We start from the raw sequence: 19695 nt of genomic DNA, 5'->3' as shown, positions 1-19695 counted from the left end.
CTTTTTTAACAAATTTAACAATTAGCGGAATATGACCTAATCGTTTGTAATCGCATCGATCTCGTTGACAACGTTTTCACCAACGTTTTTTAATTGTTTGTACTGATTAACCATAGTTTCAAACTGAAATGCAGCTAAACCAATTACATTTCTATACGATGGAGTTGCGGTATATGCTGCAAAAACCTCGTAATATTCAGATTGTGGCGTAGCTCTTAATGCAAGAGAATCAGGTGGTAAAAAGGCAGAAGCGAGAATTAAGGAGGTGTCAAAATGGGTTGAAAGATAGGCCTCCTGATTTAAAACATAGTCGTTGTAACTCTTTTCATTTTCGGCAATTTCTTCTACCAGACTGTGATATTTAGTTAAGAGTGAATCTAACGGGGTAGTGTTTATCTTACCATAATAACCAGAGTTTCTTAATGCATCATACCCGCCGGTATTTGCCTTAAAGTAATAATCTGCAAAAGCAACGCCGCAAGACATTAACAGTAAAAGATCCTCATCTTCCGTTTTATCTAAAATACGCGTTCTGGCCTTTTTACATACATTGGCCATTTGAGATCTATATTTTGTTATCGTATCCAGTTGATGCAGATCTTCACCGGTATGAGACCTGATCTTCCCTAAATACTCATTCAGGGCATTATTATCTTTTATAGACTCGTTCCAGTTATTGATTTGTAGCGCGATAAGAATACCAATAACCACAAGGGCAATTTCGCCAAGAGCGTATTTAAGATACTGACCTGTTTTACCTTCTGAAAGTAAGTTTTTCCTTAATTTTCGAAAGAGTTGAATCATTACGTCTTGTACATATCGGTTTTGCCACACCGAAGAAAATTAATCTGGTTTTTGGGGTTTTTAGCCGATTTTTGGGTGGTTTAGGGTGGTTTATGGTAGTTTTTAACGGGTTTTCTTAACCAATGTTTCTATAAATAATTGTTAGAGAGTGGTTTTATTCCGCGGTTTTAGGATCGCTCCTATTAAATTAATGGGATAAAGTATTTGTGCGAAAATTGTAATAATCACCAGAACATAAATTGCCATGGTTAAATTATTATTGAACTGATATTCCATTATCGATTCTCTGAAAAGTTGAGTCAAAATCCAGACGGTGAGAATACCGCCCACAGTAAGGGCCACATGAATGAGATTAAGCCATTTAGAGAGTTTTCTTTTTGCTTTTAGCATTAGGTAATACCCAAGTCCCATAAAACCAAAAAGGGCAGAGATCATGATGATTAAAGCAGTTTTACTAAAAACATAATAGGTATCATAAACATTAATATCTAGCATTTGTTTTCTATTTAAAATGCTTATTAGGACTAATACAGGAATCGAAATCCAAAAAATTAAATGCGGCTTTTTCATAATTTGTCTATTCATAATTGCGTCTGCTATTGTAGAATTGAGGTTCTTAGAGAATTAAAATTCAAATTAGATTATGGTATTGATAACCAATTTATTAATTTTTTTAGTTATCAATGCTTTTTTCCAGATAAAAAGTGACTTTTATTCCTATTAGCTGAGGAAATAAGTTGTTATTTATGTTGTCATAATGTAATTAAGCAGTTCAAAAATTATAAAGTAGATGCAAATTTAAGCACCCTTTTAATTTCGACTACCTTTGTCACAAATTCAGGAATCACATTTATGTCGTTTAAAAAACTAATAGAGCCTTTAAAAGATACTTTAGCTTTTAAAGGTTTTGAAGAGCCGTTAGCCTTTCAGAAAAAGATACTATCTAAAATTAAAGGAGGAACAAGTTTGTTTGCCATTGCGCCGGAAGGTGCAGGTAAAACGACAAGCATTGTTATAAGTGTGATTCAGAAATTAAAAGGTAAAGCCGTAGAAGATGCTCCCCGTGTATTGATATTTGTTAAGGATAAAGCAGCCGCTCTTGAGCTGGAATCTCAATTTATCGCTTTTAAAAAGGGAACAGATCTACGTGTGTATTGCGCTTATGATGAAAAAAGTATAGACGACCAACGCGATGAGATCTATAACGGGACAGATATCGTTATTGCTACTCCTAAACGCCTAAACAAGATCTTTTACCTTAACGGAATCAACCTCAACAAACTGCAAATGTGCATTGTAGAAGATGCTCAATTTTTACTGGGGAATAGCAGTTTTGCTCAGGTAAACCGCACTCCGGAAAGTATAGGAAAATGTCAATATTTAATTTTTAGTGAAAAGTTTGACAAACGCTTTGAAAGCTGGCAAGAGTCGTTTATGAGTAATTCTGAGGTTGTAGAAGCTTAAGCTGTAATTACGAAAACCAGCAATCATTTTGATAAAGTAATTTTTATTGGGGAATTAATTCAACCAATATTTCGTTTTTTGCTTTGTCATAATAGGTACATGTCATTTGCTCTATGTTCACTGTCCATTGTTCAATACCTGATTTAGCACAGTCATTACAAAAGGTAGGATAATTTGTTTTTCCTTGTTGATGAGCTTTAATGTCTTTCTTGAATTGGTCAACATTTGAGGTTTCAGCAAGTGCAAGAGTATCATACTGTGCAAGGCTGGATTTTTTATAATTATTTTTCCCAAAATAGTCTGTATGTCCGTCAGATACAAAAGACTGATAATGCATTATACCCAGTTTCTTAAGGTCCTGAATATATAAGGGAAAGTCTGCACCTGACTTTACTTTACTGTGAGCAGCTTTTATTTGTTCTATGGTAAACATTATTTTTTATTTCATTAATTCAATTTGTTTAATATCTTATTAACTGTCTATAAAATTTTCAGCTACATTGTTTTATATCAGGCTATTACTAAGATATCAAAAATAGGTTATCGAAATAAAATCTGAAACGTGTTTCAATAGCAAGATACCATTCACGACGTAGTATTACTGTTGCGTAAAGCTTTATTTACAATATCAAACTCTTCGATTATTGCCCATTTTCCGCCGTTTTTTTGCTCAATTAAGCTGATTTTTTCAAATAACAATTTGGCAGGTAATTTATGTTTTTTAATATTCTCAAATATTTCATCATTACAAGTTGAATTGCGAGGATGCATTAACGTTATATGTGGAAACTGTTCATTTAACAGTTGGTCTTTTCCCAAAACCAGCTTTCTTAATTCCCAAAAATCATAGTTTTTATTGGTTGCAGGTAATAAAACTCCTTTTCCGTCAGCAAAGCGTTCAACGCATTTAAATTCAATTTGAATTGGCTTTTCCATTTTGATTGATTTAACACGCTCAATAACACCTTCTATATCCTCAATTTCTTCTTCCCTACAAAGTGTAACGTGAGGTGCAATCAGTTTGCACTGTTCAGGATTAAACTCGGCTCGAATTTTTTCAATATCTGAATTTGATTCTAAAATGAATAAAGTCAATTGTTTTCTAATTACGTCCATTTTTCGTCAAAACGTCTTATAAGCACTCTTTTAAATTACAATAAAAGAAAGAAAAAAGGCGGAATCTCCTTTTGGAAATTCCGCCTTTAAAAAGCTCTTAGCGCTTCTTCTGGGGTCCTATTTTTTGATGAAACTTCTAGTTGTCATACCTTCTAAAGTAAATACCTTGATGAAATAAGTTGCAGGTGCAAGGTTACCTACTGAAAAGCTTTTTTCTCTTGTTTCCATAACGCGCTGTCCCAACATATTATAAATTTCACCTCTTATTAGTTCTACACCATCGCTTAATTTAATGTTCAATGTGCTGGTTGCAGGATTGGGATAAATCTCAAATTGTTTAACAGCATTATATTCATTTGATGAAAGGGAATTGGCTATAGTTTGAAAGTTTGATCGTATTTCTGACGAAGCATTTGACTTTTCAATAGAACAAGGATCTACTTCAATAGAAATATAGTATTCATAATTGTTGATGTCAGCATTTGCCGTTGCATCATTAAATGAATTACTGTTTGCTGAAACGGAGCCTATAATTTCAAACGCCTGCTTATTTGTGCTTCTATAAATGTTATAGGTAGTATAGTATGCTCCTTCATAATCAGACCAATTTAAATTTATAGATTTATTAGCTGCAATGCTACTTTGCAATAATATGGTTTTATGCGCGTATGAATTTGGTGAGATAGAGCCACAATTATCTACCAATCTTACTTTATAATTATAAGATTGTACTGTATTATCAGATGTTTCATCTAAATATGAATTTTCTGTAGGTGAGATCATACCTATAGATTGATAAACACCGGCAACATTAGTCTCTCTTAAAACATCATAAAAAGCCACATTATAGTTCCCTTCATTATTTATATATATTCTGTTCTTTTTAAGCTCTTTATCATCGCTTGAAACATGACAAATACTTAAACCATAATATTGAGGGATTAAATTGACATACATTGATCTGGTGTATGTAAAATTATCATCTGTAACTCGTACGGTATAATAACCACTAATTAAATCGGTTAAAACCGGATTATTTTCCTGACCGGCCGGTATTGCTCCTCCATACGATGCAGACCAACTATAAGTTATTGGTCCAGAAGATTGATTAACACTTGTAATATTTATAGAACCAGAACCAGCAGCTCCTGCACAATAAGAATCAACCAGTTTATATGTTATACTAATATCATTAATGTTAATCACATCTAATACAAAAGATTTTTCAAAAGATTGATCGTTAGCATCTGTAACTTTTACACGAATAGATAAGGTTTGTTGTTCTTCATAATCAAATGATTTATTGCTGTAAAGATATCTTCCACTAATAATGAAACCTTCATTGTCATCATCTCCCTCACCACTTACAAATTCAAACGTATGGCTGTCTGAAGGCAAATCAAGATCTACAGCAGTAAATGTAGCTACATTGCTGTACGCGTAATTATAGTTTTCCTGAATAGAATTGCTAGACAAAAGAATATCTGTAGGAACATTGTCATTTACTGGATCTACGTTAATAGATACTGTTGCAATTTCGCTATCAAGAAGCCCATCATTAACTTTATAGGTAAAATAATCTTCAGTTGTGTCTGAACCGTCGTGCTCATAATCAAAAGTACCATCTTCGTTGAATACTAGTGAACCATGGCTGGGCTCTTCTACTAATATTGCAGTCAAGGGATCATCTTCTGCGTCTCTGCTGTTATAAAGTACACTTGAGTAATTGTAATCTACAATATTTGAACTACCTCCCTCGTCAACTATAACAGAGTGATGACGTGCCGTAGGCTTGTCATTAACAGCATTTACTGTTATGGTTATAGTCGCAACCTCACTATCATTTTTTCCGTCATTTGCAACTACTGTAAAACTATCTGTCCCATTAAAATCTTCATAAGGCATATAACCTGCGATATTTTTGTCGATATATATTGAACCGTGTGGCGATCCTGAAATTACCTTATAGGTAATATTATTACTATCAGGATCGTATGCATTCAAGGCAATAGTTACCAGCATGTCTTCATCTGTAGATACAGACTGATCTGACAATTTTGGGGCAACATTAATTTGACTTGCACGAGTAAACCAACTTTCATTACCATCTGTCATATCATCATTTCCATCTGCGCTAGCATCATATGCTGTGATAGCATATTCTGTACTAATATCTCCACCACTAAGGGTATAAGTCGTCACATTGCCAAGGTCTATAGATGTGGAATATGAATAACCAGTAGGATCCCCATAATACAAGCGATAACCTGCAACGTCTGATTCTTTATTGGCACTCCAGTTCAATTCAACACCAGAATCAGTTATAGTTTTTGTGAAATTAGATGGCAGTGAAATAGGAGCATCAGTATTGTAATTATCTAAAAATGGAGTGTAATCTATGGCTCCTTTATTCACATTATCGCTGGCGTCATAAAGCAAATCCTTAATTTCTGACTCATCATTTGTCCCCCAATAATTATTTTCTAATTTTAAAGGGGACGTAGTGTTATTTTTTACATTATATAAACTATTTGATATGAAGTTATTATCAGCAATATTTAAATATCCCTTAAATTCTATTGTCAATGCTGTATTAAAATTTGAAAAAGTACTGTTTGTTATATTAGTGCTATCTCGGTCAATTGTCAATCCATTAATTGACAATTTTTTATCATAACCTATAAAACTAGAATTAGAAATCTGAGGATACCCAACCTTTATCAAACTATTTATAGAATTACCTGAATAGAAAATACTATTCTCAGCAATAAATTTAATATTGCTTAAATCTAAAATTGAGGCAATGAAAAATGAATTTAAAACTTTGACAGGACCAATGGTTGTTGAAGTGTTTACTTTAGAATTATAAACCGTACTGCCAACATATGACAAATTAGCAAAACAGCAACCCATAGTCATCTCAGAATTTTTAATTATGGAATTAACAAAATGAATTCCATAATTTTGTGACTGTGATTGAATAATCGCATTATTAATAGTACAATTAGTCAACGTTATAGGTTCACTAAGCCCATTATAAAGTCCTATTATGCTTAAATCATTAAAATTAGAATTTTCAAATTTTAATTCGGCTGTCGTCGCGTTTCCATCTGTATATAAAGATGCTTTATAAAAATCAGAATGGGTAATGGTTAAGATACCGGTATTCTTAAAATTAGTTTGTGAATGCTGACCTATCTGTATACCTTTTTGAGGACCAACGAATTTATTATAGGTTATTATACTATTAGACAGGTTGGCATTTTCATACACAAGCATTGGGTTGCTATTTTCATATGAGTTTCCATTCCATGTGATGGGCGACTCACTAGTACCGGAAGCAATCAGTACACCTCTGATAAACATTTTATAACTATTAGTGTAGTTGATTATGACCCCAGGTTCTATTGTTAAGGTAACATCCTCTGCTAGGGAAGTTTCTCCTACAATGTTATAGGGGCTATTTTCTAAACTCCAAGTAGTGTCTGCAGAAATAGCGCCAGAAATATCAGTCTGGGCAAAAATTGCAGACGATAACAGAAGAAACAGATTTAATAATAAGGTAGTTTTTTTCATAGATTGTGATGGTTATACAATTTTCTTATAATTCATATTGGTAAAATCATCGTAATGCGCAAACTAACTACACATGAGATTATAGTTTAGTTCTTCAGGAAAGAGGGAAAGAGAATTAAATAGGATAGCTTTAAGACTAAAAAATAAATTCCCTTGCTCTAACTTCTTGACATTCTATATCATCACGGTTATTAGTATAATTTTAAGAGATCAAATTAATGTCTGATTTTGCTGTATTTGATATCAAATAAAATGTCTAATTTATTCACGCTGACATATACTCACTTGAAACAAACAAATCAATCAGCAACACATTAAATCACAATACCCCGAATAATGTAATTTCCATTTGTACATTATTAAGTATTCAAACATATTCTTAAAGCTGGAGAAGGGATTAGTCTTAATTCGGGGTCAAGATAATTAAAAAAACGAATTACCATCGATTAAACCCTATTTTAGTTAAAAAGCGATATTTTATAGATGAAGTCAATCGGGCTTAAATCATAACACACCCTACTAAAATCACAAGGCTTATAATACCTTCTTTTTGTATTTTTTAAAGTTTTACTTGTTTTAGATATTACGGTGATTGCTAAAAATGATAGGATTAGTTATCACTAACAATCTTATTGTAGATCAATTTTTTCTGTGATGTCGCACTAAAAATTCAGGAGAAATAGAGTCCTTTTTTTGATATTCATAATGAGAATGAACTTGTCATAAGGCTTATACGTTAAACAATAGTTCATTTTATAAACATAACTTCCTTGACTTAAGTCAGAACTATAGGATAAAGAATCTCACTTAATCTTACAGAGCTTATTTAAGCAAATTCATTAATAGCAATTTACGCTTTAACTGAAATAACAAAAGGCTTTCGCGTTAAGCAAAAGCCTTTTAAATCTTAATTACTATCTATAATTCTATAGCATCATACCGCCAGAAACCTCGATACGCTGACCGTTAATCCAGCCTGCATCTTCAGTACACAAAAAAGCAACCACACCACCTATGTCATGAGGCAAGCCAACTCTGCCCAATGCGGTTACACTTGCGATCTGATCATTTACCTGTTTGTCATCGCGCACATGACCATTGCCAAAATCTGTCTCTATCGCTCCCGGAGCCACACTATTAGCCGCTATCCGGCGAGGTCCTAACTCTTTTGCCAAATACCTGGTAAGAATTTCTATAGCGCCTTTCATTGAACCATAAGCAGAAGAACCATTAAATGAGAAACGCGCCAGACCTGATGATATATTAATAATACGACCGCCATCATTTAAAAATGGCAATGCCTTTTGCGTTAAGAAGAAAACGCCCTTATAGTGCACATTTAAGGCAGTGTCAAATTGCTCTTCCGTAGTTTCGGCAAAAGGAGCATAAAGCGCTGTACCCGCATTATTAATCAAAAAATCAAAATTCTTGCTTCCCGTACGCTGCTCTAAGGTTGATGTCATCTCTGCAAAAAACGGGTCAAACTGCTTAATATCGCCTGTATCGAGTTGAAAAGCGAACGCCTGTTGCCCCATTGCTCCTATCTCTGTTACTACTTCCTCAGCCTTTTCTTTATTGCTGTGGTAGGTGATCACAACATCAATCCCCCTTTTTGCTAAAGCTATTGCCATATTTCTGCCCAGACCGCGGCTGCCACCTGTTACGAGTGCTATTTTACTTGCTTCCATTTGTATGTGTTTTAATTATAAGACAAAGTTGGTATATAAAGATGTGCACCTATTTGCGAATATCAAACTATGATTTGTAAAATTCAAATATGCGCTTATGCGCGAAAGGTGAGCGGGGCAAGAGCAGTTTGCTTTTTAAAAAAGTTTGAGAAATGTGCCACCTCTTCAAAGCCAAGACTATCTGCTATTTCAGAAATATTCCAGTCTGTTTGTTTAAGCAGTATTTTAGCTTCCAGAATAATGCGCCCGGTTATCATCTCTGTTGTGGTCTTACCCGTGTTTTCTTTTAGAACCTTATTGAGATGATTCACATGAATAGCAAGCCTTTCGGCATATTCTTTTGCTGTACGCAGTTGCAATTTCTGGCTGGGTGACTCGATGGGGAATTGTCGTTCAAGCAATTCTACAAACAACGCAATTATGCGCGACGAAGCATTTTGATTAGCATGCAGCGCAGTTGCCGGCTGTAATTTTTGACCGTAATGCACAAGTTCTACTACATAATTACGAAGCAGATCGTATTTAAATTCATAGTCTGAAGCGATCTCCGTTTGCATCTTTTTAAAAATCAACTGGATCTCATCTGCCTTAGGATCATCAATTTCAAAAACAGGATAACCGCCAGATTTAAAGATAGGCAGCTCGTCTAGCACAACACCGCTTTTATTCTTAACCATAAAAGCGTCTGTAAATACACAGAAAGAACCCGACTGATTTTCGGCTTGAGGAATCCAATGATACGGCACTTTAGGCGTTGCAAAAAGAAGAGCGTTCTTCTGTACTTCTATCACCTTATCTGCATACTCTGCTCTGTTTTTACCCCTAATAAGACTTATTTTATAATAAGATCTGCGATTGTAAGGCATTATCTGCTTACGTTTTACCTCGTTTAAAGTTTTGTAGATATCAAACACATTAAAATGACCTACTTCTTTATTTATTCCGGGCGGAAGCAGCGTTTTTATGTCTCTTCCGGTAAATGCTGCAGCTTCTTTGTAGAACTCTTCGAGTGAAGTGCTTTTGAATGTTTTCATCACGAGGTCATTTGTAAAATTCAAAGATACAAAAGGAATTGTATGCTTTGTATTCACAAAATTTTATTCAGAATAGAAAGTGAAAATCGGCTAAAAAGGCTCAAAATCGGTACAATTTGCCTAGAAATCGCTCATATTCTATTCGTGAAAAAGGATTATTTTTTGTGTATGCTTTGCTTCAGCTTTTCTATTCTATCTCTATAATTGTCACTCCCACTAATTTCGAATGCTTTACTCACATATTTCAAAGCATTGACGTAATCTATTGAGGCTTCATAGTAATCTGCCATTGAATCATATGCATTAGCGCTTGCCGGGTAATATTTGATCCCGAATTCAAAAAACATCTTAGATTTTTCCGGCTGCTCCATATCCATACTCATGTATCCCAGCATATTAAGAAGATCTTCCGGATAAGGAGGGACAGCGTAACCAAAATGCTTTTTTAGTTTGTCTGCCCTGTAATTTATGATGGCAGTCAACTCATCTATAGGAGTATCAGGAGAATTGAATTTATCTGTATTTTCCATCTGAAACCATTTAAAGACAGCAATTAAGCCATCTTTAATTGATGGAAATGCGATTGTACCATGCAACTCTTCTTGATAGAATTTCCAATTAAAAGAAAGTTGATTATTTTGATTTTCACGCACAAATTCTGAAAACATAATATTGCTTCTAGCGAAAAGTGTGAAGTCTGTAGTATCCTGCATCACATTTTCAATAGTGATATTAGGATCCTGCATATTTAGCTGGCCGCCCAAAGAAACAAATAAAGATTTCCCATTAAAATTTTGAGCAGATAAAACCTCTTTAGATCTATGAATCATCTTTTGTTTATCCCAATCTAAACTGGGATCAATGGCAATATAATTGGCAAACAAGGACTTATGCTCAAGCAGCGAATAGATGGTAAATAGGCCGCCGTATGAATGACCAATGAGGGTTCTAAATTGAGTAACAGGATACTTTTGCTCGATATAAGGAACAAGCTCATCTTCAATAAAACTAAAGAAGTTTGCCGCCTGCCCATTTTCTAAATTAAAGGGCATACCATTTATAGTAGTCACCGGTGAAGTAGTAAGATCTCGCACCCTGTTCTCCCGATTAGAAATACCCACAACTACCATTTCTGGCATAAAACCGCCACTGTAAAAGTCTAACACATTAGTTACTGTGGGAAGAAATACCTCACCATCTAAAATATAAATAACAGGATATTTTTGTTGACTACCTGCCGTGTAAGAAGCAGGCATTTGTATGTAAATTTCCCGATTTTCATTAAGTACTTTAGAGTATAAGCTGTCTAAAACTCCCTCTTTTTGCAAGAAGTGATCTTCTTGTATTTTCTGTGCGTTGCCCCTATTTTGAAATACAACAATAAGAAAAAGAATTAAGAGTACTGATAATTTAGCTTTCATTATAATGGCCTGTAAATGAATTATTAATCTATTAAATATACCACTATGGTTTTAAATGAAAATTGAAGTGCAGTTAAGAGCAGGAATATTAACTCCTATAATATTACGAGAAAAGTTTTCGCTTAAGCGAAAACTGATAACAACCAATTTTAACCTTAGGAATTCCTTAAAAAAAGCGACTGAAAATCGGTTAGAAACGAGCTAAAAACGACAAAACCCAGTGAAAAATCGCGCTGGGTTTTTGTAGCCTCGGCAAGAATCGAACTTGCATCTAAAGTTTAGGAAACTTCTATTCTATCCATTGAACTACGAGGCCGGGGCGCAAAAATAACGATTTTTTTAGATGGCGTTTAATATCGCTGCTGCTTTCTCTAGTGTTTCATCAGATTTTGCAAAGCAAAAACGAAGTAACTTATCATCTTTTCCGCCTTCATTGAAGACAGAAACCGGAATACTGGCAATGCCATTTTCTGTTATCAGTTCTTCGGCAAATACCACGTCATTTTCAGTAGTAATCTGGGAGTAGTCGAGTAATTGAAAATAAGTGCCTGCGCTAGGCTTAAATGTGAATCTGGAATCTTTGATAAGATCGAGAAACTTGTCTCTCTTTTGCTGATAAAATGCCCCCAGATCCCGATATTTTGACTCATTTTCCAGATATTTGGTAAGCGCTACTTGTGTAGGATGATGCACACAGAAAACTACATTCTGGTGTATTTTATGAAATTCGGCCATAAGATCTGCCGGAGCCATGCAGTAACCCATTTTCCAGCCTGTTGTATGAAAGGTCTTCCCAAAAGAGGAAACTATAATCGCTCGTTTTGCAAGTTCTTCAATCTGTGAGACACTTATATGACTCTTACCGTCAAAAATGATATGTTCATAAACCTCATCACTTAATATAAGTATGTTCGTACCGCTCACTATTTTCTGCAGACTAAGCATATCTTCTTTTGAGAACATCATCCCACTGGGATTATGCGGCGTGTTTATAATGATCATCCGCGTTTTTGCGGTGACGGCTTCATTTACCTTTTCCCAGTTTATAGCATTGTACGGCGCTTCTAACTGAACAGGAACAGGTTTTGCTCCTTGCAAGATTATTGTAGGTTCATACGTGTCGTAACAAGGCTTTATCACTACCACCTCATCTCCCAGATGCACAAAAGCAGTTATTGCACAAAATAAAGCTTCGGTTGCGCCGGCAGTTAGAGTGACTTCTTTTGCAGGATCGTATGATTTACCATGCAGATCTTTAACCATAGCGCAAATTCTTTCGCGTAAGCTAAAAATACCCGCTAATGGTGCATATTGATTGTGACCGTCACGCACGGCCTGAGACACCAGCTCAACAAGTTCTGTATCTACAGGAAAATCTGGAAAGCCCTGTGAGAGATTTACGGCATTATGTTTTGCCGCCAGCGCACTCATCTTAGCAAATATTGAGATCTCTGTATGTGGAAGTTTACTCGGCATTTTCTTTTTTTAAGAGCTCTGCTATTTCCTCAAGCTCTGTGTACCATTCCTGACCAAATTTACGCAGTAATGCGGCTTTTGTAAATTTATAGACCGGCACCTGTAGTTCTTTACCCAATGTGCAGGCATCATCGCAAATAGGCCACTTGTGATAATTTACCGCTGCAAATTCTGAATATTGCTGTATGCGCACAGGATATAAATGACAGGAAACCGGCTTACGAAAGTCAACTTCTCCTGCATTGTAAGCGTCTTCTATCCCGCAGGAAGCAACACCTTCTGGAGTGAAAGTAACATATGCACACTCTGCACCGTTTACCAGCGGAGTTTCTAATTCATCAAAATCTGTGGTGATATAAGTTCCCTGCTCCTCGATTGCCTTTATCCCTTCTGGTCTTAGAAAAGGTTTCACTTTAGGGTAAATCTCTTTGAGTATAACAGCCTCTTCTTCTTCTACGGGTGCTCCGGCCTCACCGGCAATACAACATTCACCCTTGCAGGCAGCAAGGTTACAGACAAAATCCTTATGGATAACGTCTTCTGAAACTATGGTTTTTCCTATCTGAAACATGGGCGCAAAGATACATTAATGATCAGGTAAAGAAAACGTTAAATATTAGTTTACCATAGGCGACTAATCAGTAGAATAGCATTACTTTTGCCGATTCTTAAAAAATAAGAGATTATGGGATTTGATTTTAAAGAAATCGCAACAGCAAGCATGATTCTTTTCGCAATTATCGATATTGTGGGAAGTATTCCTATTATCATAGACCTCAAGAAAAAAGTAGGTCACATACAAAGTGAGAAAGCTTCTATTGTAGCAGGTATTCTTATGATCTTTTTTCTGTTTTTAGGAAAAGAGATTCTTAACCTCATTGGTATTGATGTAAATTCTTTTGCCGTAGCCGGTTCTTTTATATTATTCTTTATTGCTTTAGAAATGATTTTGGGCATTCAGCTTTATAAGGATGATGCTCCTGAAACAGCTGCGGTTGTGCCTCTGGCTTTCCCTCTTATTGCTGGCGCAGGTACGATGACATCTTTGCTTTCTTTACGATCTGAATATGCGGTTGAAAATATTATTGTAGCGATCGTGATCAATATTGTATTTGTTTACATCGTGCTGAAATCTTCCGGAAAAATAGAACGTATATTGGGAAAACAGGGAATTAATGTGATACGAAAGATCTTTGGTGTAATTTTGCTTGCAATAGCGGTAAAATTATTTACCACAAACATTCAAGGACTATTTAATTAAGAACTCCACTGAATTATGAAGATCTTTATATACATCATTCTTGCCCTTTCTACGGCTTTATTAATATTCAATCTTACAAAAATAGATTATAACGCACCTTTTGAAGGAAATAGTACGGTGGCCGTGATATCTGTATTGGCGTGTGCCTGTGCTATTGTTTTGCTTCTAATACTTCAGGTATCTAAAAAGATTGCGCAAAAGCAAAAGTGATCGTTCTTCTTTAGAACATGGTTATAAGTGACGGATTGATAAACTCGTAAACCACCCCGGCGATAAAAGTGATGATTGAAAGAACGAGGAATATTTTGTGTAGTTTTTGATAAACCAAAGTACGCTTTAATTTTTTGATAAGCTTCTCGTCATCAATAAGAGTGATCTGCTTTTTTACTTCCTTTTCTGAAAGATAAAACGGACTCACAGAAATACCGTTAGAAATAAGAACACCAGCGCTATTATCAAGTAGTCTGAATACTGCGGCAATACAAAAAACAAATATTGAAGCTATAATTACCATTTTATTTCCTGCTAAGAGATATAACTTTTTCTATCATAGGATTGCCCTCATTAAGCATCTGCTCAAAAACATCAGTATTAAATAACTGCTGAGCCATTACTGCTTTTATATACTGTTTAAGCTCCTTCTTATAATTACGTACGCGCACTGTAACATTACGCTCTGCAGCGAAAGATACAAAATCCTGAATATTTTTATCTGAGATAGTTACCTCATCTCTAAATTGCTGAAGTGACAAACCATTGTAATACTGCCTGTTCTCTTCAAGCAAACCAAAAACAAAACGAGACATAAAACCAGATCTAACGGCATAATTGAGCGTTTCCTTCTCGTAGTCTGTGTCTTTAGGAATAAAAATGTCTGGTATTATACCGCCGCCGCCATAAACAACTTTCCCTTTTGGTGTCACGTATCTTAGGCTGTCATCTACTTTTATACTATCGATACTTTTAAGTTCGCCATTCTTATAACGAGAAAGATAATCTTCATAATAAGCCTTGTTACCATTGTCGTAAGGACGCTGTATGCTTCTGCCTGTTGGGGTGTAATATCTGGCTATAGTTAAACGCACAGCGCTGCCATCTCCCAATTCCATTTCTCGCTGTACAAGACCTTTACCAAAAGAGCGCCTGCCTACTATTACTCCTTTATCGTTGTCCTGAATTGCTCCTGCTACGATCTCACTTGCAGAGGCAGAATTCTCATTGATGAGTACATAGACCTTACCATTTTCAAAATCTCCTTCATCTGTAGCATATGAGTTATCTATTTTACCGGTCTTATTTTTAGTAAAGAGAATGAGTTTATCATCTTCAAGAAATTCATCTGCTACACTTTCTGCAGCAGAAATGTAACCTCCGGGATTATCTCTAAGATCAAGGGCAAGCTGAGTAGCTCCCTTTCGCTTAAGAGCTTTAATGGCAATTTTAAATTCTTCCGGTGTGCTTTCTGCAAAACGATTGAGTTTAATATAACCCAATGTATCTGTTAACATGTAGCTGGCATCTACGCTTTTTAACGGAACCACATTACGTGTAACCTTAAAATCAAGAAGCTTAGGGTTACCCGGGCGCTTTACCTTAAGATCTACCGTAGTATTTATCTTCCCTTTAAGTCTGTTTGTAAGTGAGTCGTCATCTGTAGCGCTACCAGTAAGTAACTCATTATCTGCATAGACAATACGGTCACCTCCTTTAATTCCCACTTTTGCACTTGGCCCGCCTTCTATTGCCTGTATAACAGCAATAGAGTCTTTGAAGGTGTAAAAAGTAACGCCAATGCCCACAAAATCGCCTTTCATGCTCTCATTAACCTGCTGCAATTCGTTTGATGGAATATACACCGAGTGTGGATCAAGATTCTCAAGAATACCGTTTACGGTGACATCTACTATACTATCTGTATTGATAGGATCAACATACTCGTAATCTATGTAATCTATAAGTCGGTTGAGTTTTTCCTTTTTAGCATTGCTGCCAATAAGAACTTTGGGCGCGCTACTAAAGTTTAATTTACTTCCTATTAAAATTCCTATTGCAATCGCAGAACCAATGAACAGGGGCAGATATTTTTTGTGGTAACCTTCCATTAAATATCTATGTTTTCAATTTTTACAATTGACACACCTGCCTTTGCGAGAAAATCTAATCCGCTCTCGTCTTTATAACCCTGATGGTAAACCAAACGTTTAATACCTGCCTGATGAATAAGCTTGCTGCAGTCTTTGCAGGGCGACATGGTAATGTATAATGTAGCTCCGGCACAAGACTGTGTAGAGGAAGCAACTTTTAAAATGGCATTTGCTTCGGCATGAAGCACGTACCACTTCGTATAACCGGCATCGTCTTCACAAATATTTTCAAAACCGGTAGGTGTACCGTTATAACCATCTGAGATGATCATTTTATCTTTAACAATTATAGCACCTACTTGTCTTCTTTCGCAATAAGATAATTTTGCCCATTCCTGCGCCATGCGCAAATAGGCTACATCGTATTTTAATTGCTTTTCTGGAATTGTCATATCCCGTGGATATTTACTAGAAATATTAATGCGATTGCGAATATAAAAAACATAAACCGCTTACGCATCAATTACTTGCTTCTTTACCATGGATAATTTGAAATAAGCATAGGTATTACCATCCCAATAACGACAGCAGATATCACCATCATCCAGTCTCTTCTTGAGAATCTGAAAATTGTCTGGAATATAAAACTGAGAACCAATACTATAAATACTACGATAATCTGCGAAGCTTCAATCCCCAAAGCAAACTCACCCAATGGCAATAATTTACTATCTAAATGGGCGGTAAGCTGTTTAAAAAATGAAGAGAAACCTAAACCATGAATAAGACCAAAAAATAAGGCTGTAATTAGTAAAAGACCCAACTTATCTTTCTTAGAACCTTTACCTGAGGTGAAAATATTGTACAGCGCAGCGACAAAAATGGTCACAGGTATTAAAAACTCTACCAATCGCCTGTCTACCTGCACAACGTTATAAACAGATAACAAAAGAGATAAAGTATGACCTAAGGTAAACAAAGACACTAACAGCAACACGCGCTGCCAGTCTCTAAACAAATAAGGAACAGTGAGAACAGTTAAAAATAAAACGTGATCATAGGCTTTCCAATCTAGAACATGGTCAAGCCCAATATTAAAGTAGAACCAAAAATCTGACATAAAATTTATTGAGGTTTAGCAAAGCTACAATTTTAGGGAGTAGCAATTACAAACGTTAAACTAACGATAAACCGAAAACTTTCAAACAAAAGCTTTCGTATTTTAATCTATCATTTAATTCTCTATACATTGAAGAACGTAAAAGCTGTATACTTCCTTATTTTATTACCTCTCTTTTTAAGTTGTGGCGCTAAGCCGGTAACTGCAGATCTGGAGGTGAAAAGTCCGGATACTCTGCCTATATACACCTATTTAGACAATATGGGGAATACCTATATCATAAGACCCGGGAAATTAGAATATACTCCCGTTTCTGAAGAGAACTCTATAGATGGAATAGATGACCAAGGTTATCATACAATGATTAATATAAGCGTAAATGCATTCAATAAAATAAAAGCAATAATTGAGCAGGAGCGAGCGCGTAAACAAAACGAACTCACAGATCGAGATCCCGCTTTGCCAGTACCTGAAGTAACAAAAAGAGACGCAGCAGAGACAGTCACTACCACACTGGATCTGGAAGCGGTACGCCAACTAAACTTTATACTAGAACCTTATTTAGAAGACCAGTAGATTTTATGAAGAAATTAAAAGAGATATTCAATTTTATTAAAGAAACATATCTGGCCTGGGATAAAAATGACCCTTTTGCACAAAGTGCAATAATAGCATACTACACCCTTTTTTCATTGCCGTCCTTATTAATGATTGTTACAACTCTTGCGGGTTATTTCTTCGGAAGAGAGGCCGTTCAGGGAAGAATTAGCGGCCAAATAGGTAATTATATTGGTCCAGATTCTGCCGAGGCTATAGAAGAAATGATAAGCAACGTGACTCTTAATGATGGTAACTGGGTCACAATTATAATAGGGCTTGCAGCGCTTCTCTATGGTGCCACCGGTGTATTTTTTCGCATGAAAATGGCGATGAATAACATCTGGAACGTTAGGGAAAAGAAGCAGAATTTTAAAACCATGGTAAAGAATAGAGCTATATCTTTTGGTATGGTTTTGATTCTTGGCTTCATGCTTCTTGTATCATTAGTGATTTCAGCGGGTCTGGCAGCTTTAAGCGAATATCTTGAAACTGTTGCTCCTTCTGTGACCGTATTTGCAGATGTGCTTAAGTACTTAATTTCTTTCGCATTCATTGCAGCCTTGTTTGCCGCGATATTTAAAATACTACCTGATGTAAAAATGACCTATAAAACCACATTGCTAGGAGCCTCTGTTACAGCGATCCTGTTTTTGATAGGTGAATACGCTTTGGGTTATTATTTCACATCAAACAATCCTGCGTCAGTTTATGGCGGTGCTGCATCTATCGTATTAATACTGCTATGGGTAAATTACACCTGTCTTATCTTATTTTTTGGCGCAGAGATCACTGTGCAATATGCACTTTCTACAAAACATAGAATACGTCCCAGTAGCAATGCAGAATTAGCTTTTGAACAGCAACTAGAAGAATTAAAAAAAAAAGAAAAGCAAGCATTAGAGGACAAGAAAAAAGCCGAAGAACTGAAACATAATCCGCCGGAAGATAATTAATCTTCTCCAGTTACCTCTTTGATCAAATAAACATAAACCGGATAATGATCACTATAACCACCGGTGTATGTTCCATTTGCATAACTGCGAAAAGGATAACCTTTATACTGTCCTGAAGCACTGCTTAAAAATGGCTCATTAAATATGCCTGCCCTGTAAAAAGTGTAATCGTCGTATTCCTTTTCAATTAAAGGAGCACTAAGTATGATCTGGTCAAAAAGATTCCAGCTATCTCTGTAGGCTAAAGTTCCGGCTCCATTTAAATACATATTGTACATGGGGTTGTAAAGATCCTTTTCATTCAGCGATTCCCGGTTCTGCTTAGCACCTAAAACTTGTGAGACGCTTTTATTAGTAGGATCATCATTGAGATCTCCCATAGTAATCAACTTTGCATAGGGGTTTTTATTTAAAATAGAATCTACAATTTTTCTGTTTAATTGAGCGGCAGCCTCACGCCTTACACTGCTTAATTCTTCACCACCAGAACGTGATGGCCAGTGATTAACAATCACATAAATCTCACTCTCATCCAGAACCCCTTTAACTAGTAATTGATCTCTTGTGTATGCCCGTTTGGCAGCGTCATCATATGCGTAGATCTCTACTTCATGTGCGCTGCTTTTTACCGGAGTAAAGATCTCCTTTCGATATAAAAGAGCAACATCTATCCCTCTCCTATCTGGCGAATCGTAATGAACCACTCCATAATTGAAAGATGCCAGCTGCGGCTGATTAATAAGATCTTCAAGCACCTTTCTGTTTTCAACTTCTGCAACACCCAATAGGGCAGGCGGGCCGCCAGAAACAGATTTACCAATTTTAGAGATCACGGTCGCCATATTGTTTAGCTTATCGCGATAGTTTTCTTCAGTCCAGTGATCACTGCCATCTGGAGTGCGATCATCATCAAAAGTGATAGGATCGTTTGCCGTATCAAACAAATTCTCAAGATTATAGAACGCGACCGTGACTACCTTAAATTTTCTTGCTTGTGAAAAGCAGGAATAAAAATTAATTATGATAATAATTAACAGTATCGTTGAATTTTTCATTGAAATATTATATAATTACCAAATATACAATATCTAATTATAT

20 protein-coding genes and 1 tRNA gene are annotated in these 19695 nt (G+C 35.8%); 5 read left to right on the top strand and 16 right to left on the bottom strand.

Annotation, left to right across the window (positions count from 1 at the left end; all coding sequences use genetic code 11):
- Positions 1 to 36: 36 nt before the first annotated feature.
- A complete protein-coding gene (locus tag ACH3O9_RS09140) occupies positions 37 to 804 on the bottom strand; it encodes a DUF6090 family protein (protein WP_416446504.1) in 768 nt (255 codons plus the stop codon).
- Between the two features lie 141 nt (positions 805 to 945).
- On the bottom strand, positions 946 to 1299 hold the full coding sequence (locus ACH3O9_RS09135) for a hypothetical protein (RefSeq protein WP_416446502.1): 354 nt from the start codon (positions 1297 to 1299) through the stop codon (positions 946 to 948).
- Positions 1300 to 1656: 357 nt separating this feature from the next.
- Here ACH3O9_RS09135 and ACH3O9_RS09130 point away from each other — a divergent pair, with 357 nt between their 5' ends.
- Positions 1657 to 2268 (top strand): DEAD/DEAH box helicase, encoded by a 612-nt coding sequence (locus tag ACH3O9_RS09130; protein WP_416446500.1) that lies wholly within the window; start codon positions 1657 to 1659, stop codon positions 2266 to 2268.
- A 43-nt stretch (positions 2269 to 2311) separates the two neighbouring features.
- Here ACH3O9_RS09130 and ACH3O9_RS09125 read toward each other — a convergent pair whose 3' ends face one another.
- The 9 genes from ACH3O9_RS09125 to ACH3O9_RS09085 form a co-directional block, all read right to left on the bottom strand.
- Positions 2312 to 2701, bottom strand: a complete 390-nt coding sequence (locus ACH3O9_RS09125; protein ID WP_416446498.1) for a DUF1398 domain-containing protein — start codon at positions 2699 to 2701, stop codon at positions 2312 to 2314.
- Between the two features lie 152 nt (positions 2702 to 2853).
- Positions 2854 to 3384, bottom strand: a complete 531-nt coding sequence (locus ACH3O9_RS09120) for a 2'-5' RNA ligase family protein (RefSeq protein WP_416446496.1) — start codon at positions 3382 to 3384, stop codon at positions 2854 to 2856.
- A 117-nt stretch (positions 3385 to 3501) separates the two neighbouring features.
- Positions 3502 to 6960, bottom strand: a complete 3459-nt coding sequence (locus ACH3O9_RS09115) for a tandem-95 repeat protein (protein WP_416446494.1) — start codon at positions 6958 to 6960, stop codon at positions 3502 to 3504.
- Between the two features lie 926 nt (positions 6961 to 7886).
- Complete coding sequence (locus tag ACH3O9_RS09110) at positions 7887 to 8648, bottom strand: SDR family NAD(P)-dependent oxidoreductase (protein ID WP_416446492.1); 762 nt, start codon at positions 8646 to 8648, stop codon at positions 7887 to 7889.
- Positions 8649 to 8743: 95 nt separating this feature from the next.
- Positions 8744 to 9682: a helix-turn-helix domain-containing protein gene (locus ACH3O9_RS09105; protein WP_416446490.1), complete on the bottom strand. Its 939-nt coding sequence runs from the start codon at positions 9680 to 9682 to the stop codon at positions 8744 to 8746.
- 155 nt (positions 9683 to 9837) lie between these two features.
- Positions 9838 to 11103 (bottom strand): alpha/beta hydrolase-fold protein, encoded by a 1266-nt coding sequence (locus ACH3O9_RS09100; RefSeq protein ID WP_416446489.1) that lies wholly within the window; start codon positions 11101 to 11103, stop codon positions 9838 to 9840.
- A 244-nt stretch (positions 11104 to 11347) separates the two neighbouring features.
- Positions 11348 to 11419, bottom strand: a tRNA-Arg gene (locus tag ACH3O9_RS09095).
- A 23-nt stretch (positions 11420 to 11442) separates the two neighbouring features.
- Positions 11443 to 12579 carry a methionine aminotransferase gene (locus ACH3O9_RS09090; RefSeq protein WP_416446487.1) on the bottom strand — a complete coding sequence of 379 codons (1137 nt, stop codon included), beginning with the start codon at positions 12577 to 12579 and terminating at the stop codon, positions 11443 to 11445.
- A complete protein-coding gene (locus tag ACH3O9_RS09085; RefSeq protein ID WP_416446485.1) occupies positions 12569 to 13150 on the bottom strand; it encodes a DUF3109 family protein in 582 nt (193 codons plus the stop codon). The genes ACH3O9_RS09090 and ACH3O9_RS09085 overlap by 11 nt, the downstream gene beginning before the upstream one ends.
- A gap of 114 nt (positions 13151 to 13264) precedes the next feature.
- Between ACH3O9_RS09085 and ACH3O9_RS09080 the strand changes: the two genes are divergently transcribed.
- Positions 13265 to 13840: a MarC family protein gene (locus ACH3O9_RS09080; RefSeq protein WP_416446483.1), complete on the top strand. Its 576-nt coding sequence runs from the start codon at positions 13265 to 13267 to the stop codon at positions 13838 to 13840.
- 15 nt (positions 13841 to 13855) lie between these two features.
- Positions 13856 to 14050 carry a hypothetical protein gene (locus ACH3O9_RS09075; RefSeq protein WP_416446481.1) on the top strand — a complete coding sequence of 65 codons (195 nt, stop codon included), beginning with the start codon at positions 13856 to 13858 and terminating at the stop codon, positions 14048 to 14050.
- A 10-nt stretch (positions 14051 to 14060) separates the two neighbouring features.
- On the opposite strand, the gene ACH3O9_RS09070 is transcribed toward ACH3O9_RS09075, so the two are convergent.
- The 4 genes from ACH3O9_RS09070 to ACH3O9_RS09055 all read right to left on the bottom strand — a co-directional run bounded on the left by ACH3O9_RS09070 (position 14061) and on the right by ACH3O9_RS09055 (position 17044).
- On the bottom strand, positions 14061 to 14354 hold the full coding sequence (locus ACH3O9_RS09070; protein ID WP_416446479.1) for a hypothetical protein: 294 nt from the start codon (positions 14352 to 14354) through the stop codon (positions 14061 to 14063).
- Position 14355: 1 nt separating this feature from the next.
- Positions 14356 to 15942: a S41 family peptidase gene (locus ACH3O9_RS09065; RefSeq protein WP_416446477.1), complete on the bottom strand. Its 1587-nt coding sequence runs from the start codon at positions 15940 to 15942 to the stop codon at positions 14356 to 14358.
- Positions 15942 to 16376 carry a deoxycytidylate deaminase gene (locus ACH3O9_RS09060; RefSeq protein WP_416446475.1) on the bottom strand — a complete coding sequence of 145 codons (435 nt, stop codon included), beginning with the start codon at positions 16374 to 16376 and terminating at the stop codon, positions 15942 to 15944. The genes ACH3O9_RS09065 and ACH3O9_RS09060 overlap by 1 nt, the downstream gene beginning before the upstream one ends.
- An 83-nt stretch (positions 16377 to 16459) precedes the next feature.
- The gene (locus ACH3O9_RS09055) at positions 16460 to 17044 is read right to left on the bottom strand and encodes a HupE/UreJ family protein (RefSeq protein ID WP_416446473.1); all 585 of its coding nucleotides are present in this window, start codon (positions 17042 to 17044) and stop codon (positions 16460 to 16462) included.
- Between the two features lie 129 nt (positions 17045 to 17173).
- On the opposite strand from ACH3O9_RS09055, the gene ACH3O9_RS09050 reads away from it, so the two are divergent.
- Together ACH3O9_RS09050 and ACH3O9_RS09045 are read left to right on the top strand one after the other, a co-directional pair.
- Positions 17174 to 17620: a hypothetical protein gene (locus ACH3O9_RS09050; protein WP_416446471.1), complete on the top strand. Its 447-nt coding sequence runs from the start codon at positions 17174 to 17176 to the stop codon at positions 17618 to 17620.
- A 5-nt stretch (positions 17621 to 17625) separates the two neighbouring features.
- Positions 17626 to 18597 carry a YihY/virulence factor BrkB family protein gene (locus ACH3O9_RS09045; protein ID WP_416446469.1) on the top strand — a complete coding sequence of 324 codons (972 nt, stop codon included), beginning with the start codon at positions 17626 to 17628 and terminating at the stop codon, positions 18595 to 18597.
- On the opposite strand, the gene ACH3O9_RS09040 is transcribed toward ACH3O9_RS09045, so the two are convergent.
- Entirely contained in the window at positions 18594 to 19652 is a 1059-nt protein-coding gene (locus tag ACH3O9_RS09040; protein ID WP_416446467.1) for an endonuclease/exonuclease/phosphatase family protein, read from the bottom strand. The two genes, ACH3O9_RS09045 and ACH3O9_RS09040, sit on opposite strands and share 4 nt — an antisense overlap.
- Positions 19653 to 19695: the final 43 nt, after the last annotated feature.

The organism is Leeuwenhoekiella sp. A16, from assembly GCF_047946675.1.
Taxonomy (GTDB): domain Bacteria; phylum Bacteroidota; class Bacteroidia; order Flavobacteriales; family Flavobacteriaceae; genus Leeuwenhoekiella.
The sequence above is the reverse complement of the archived record's forward strand: the minus strand, read 5'-3'. Positions and strand labels throughout refer to the sequence as shown.

Coding starts and splice junctions, on each gene's coding strand:
- ACH3O9_RS09105 (WP_416446490.1), bottom strand. CDS start 9,682: ATGAAAACATTCAAAAGCACTTCACTCGAAGAGTTCTACAAAGAAGCT.
- ACH3O9_RS09135 (WP_416446502.1), bottom strand. CDS start 1,299: ATGCTAGATATTAATGTTTATGATACCTATTATGTTTTTAGTAAAACT.
- ACH3O9_RS09065 (WP_416446477.1), bottom strand. CDS start 15,942: ATGGAAGGTTACCACAAAAAATATCTGCCCCTGTTCATTGGTTCTGCG.
- ACH3O9_RS09100 (WP_416446489.1), bottom strand. CDS start 11,103: ATGAAAGCTAAATTATCAGTACTCTTAATTCTTTTTCTTATTGTTGTA.
- ACH3O9_RS09115 (WP_416446494.1), bottom strand. CDS start 6,960: ATGAAAAAAACTACCTTATTATTAAATCTGTTTCTTCTGTTATCGTCT.
- ACH3O9_RS09040 (WP_416446467.1), bottom strand. CDS start 19,652: ATGAAAAATTCAACGATACTGTTAATTATTATCATAATTAATTTTTAT.
- ACH3O9_RS09090 (WP_416446487.1), bottom strand. CDS start 12,579: ATGCCGAGTAAACTTCCACATACAGAGATCTCAATATTTGCTAAGATG.
- ACH3O9_RS09085 (WP_416446485.1), bottom strand. CDS start 13,150: ATGTTTCAGATAGGAAAAACCATAGTTTCAGAAGACGTTATCCATAAG.
- ACH3O9_RS09060 (WP_416446475.1), bottom strand. CDS start 16,376: ATGACAATTCCAGAAAAGCAATTAAAATACGATGTAGCCTATTTGCGC.
- ACH3O9_RS09070 (WP_416446479.1), bottom strand. CDS start 14,354: ATGGTAATTATAGCTTCAATATTTGTTTTTTGTATTGCCGCAGTATTC.
- ACH3O9_RS09110 (WP_416446492.1), bottom strand. CDS start 8,648: ATGGAAGCAAGTAAAATAGCACTCGTAACAGGTGGCAGCCGCGGTCTG.
- ACH3O9_RS09120 (WP_416446496.1), bottom strand. CDS start 3,384: ATGGACGTAATTAGAAAACAATTGACTTTATTCATTTTAGAATCAAAT.
- ACH3O9_RS09080 (WP_416446483.1), top strand. CDS start 13,265: ATGGGATTTGATTTTAAAGAAATCGCAACAGCAAGCATGATTCTTTTC.
- ACH3O9_RS09045 (WP_416446469.1), top strand. CDS start 17,626: ATGAAGAAATTAAAAGAGATATTCAATTTTATTAAAGAAACATATCTG.
- ACH3O9_RS09125 (WP_416446498.1), bottom strand. CDS start 2,701: ATGTTTACCATAGAACAAATAAAAGCTGCTCACAGTAAAGTAAAGTCA.
- ACH3O9_RS09055 (WP_416446473.1), bottom strand. CDS start 17,044: ATGTCAGATTTTTGGTTCTACTTTAATATTGGGCTTGACCATGTTCTA.
- ACH3O9_RS09140 (WP_416446504.1), bottom strand. CDS start 804: ATGATTCAACTCTTTCGAAAATTAAGGAAAAACTTACTTTCAGAAGGT.
- ACH3O9_RS09130 (WP_416446500.1), top strand. CDS start 1,657: ATGTCGTTTAAAAAACTAATAGAGCCTTTAAAAGATACTTTAGCTTTT.
- ACH3O9_RS09075 (WP_416446481.1), top strand. CDS start 13,856: ATGAAGATCTTTATATACATCATTCTTGCCCTTTCTACGGCTTTATTA.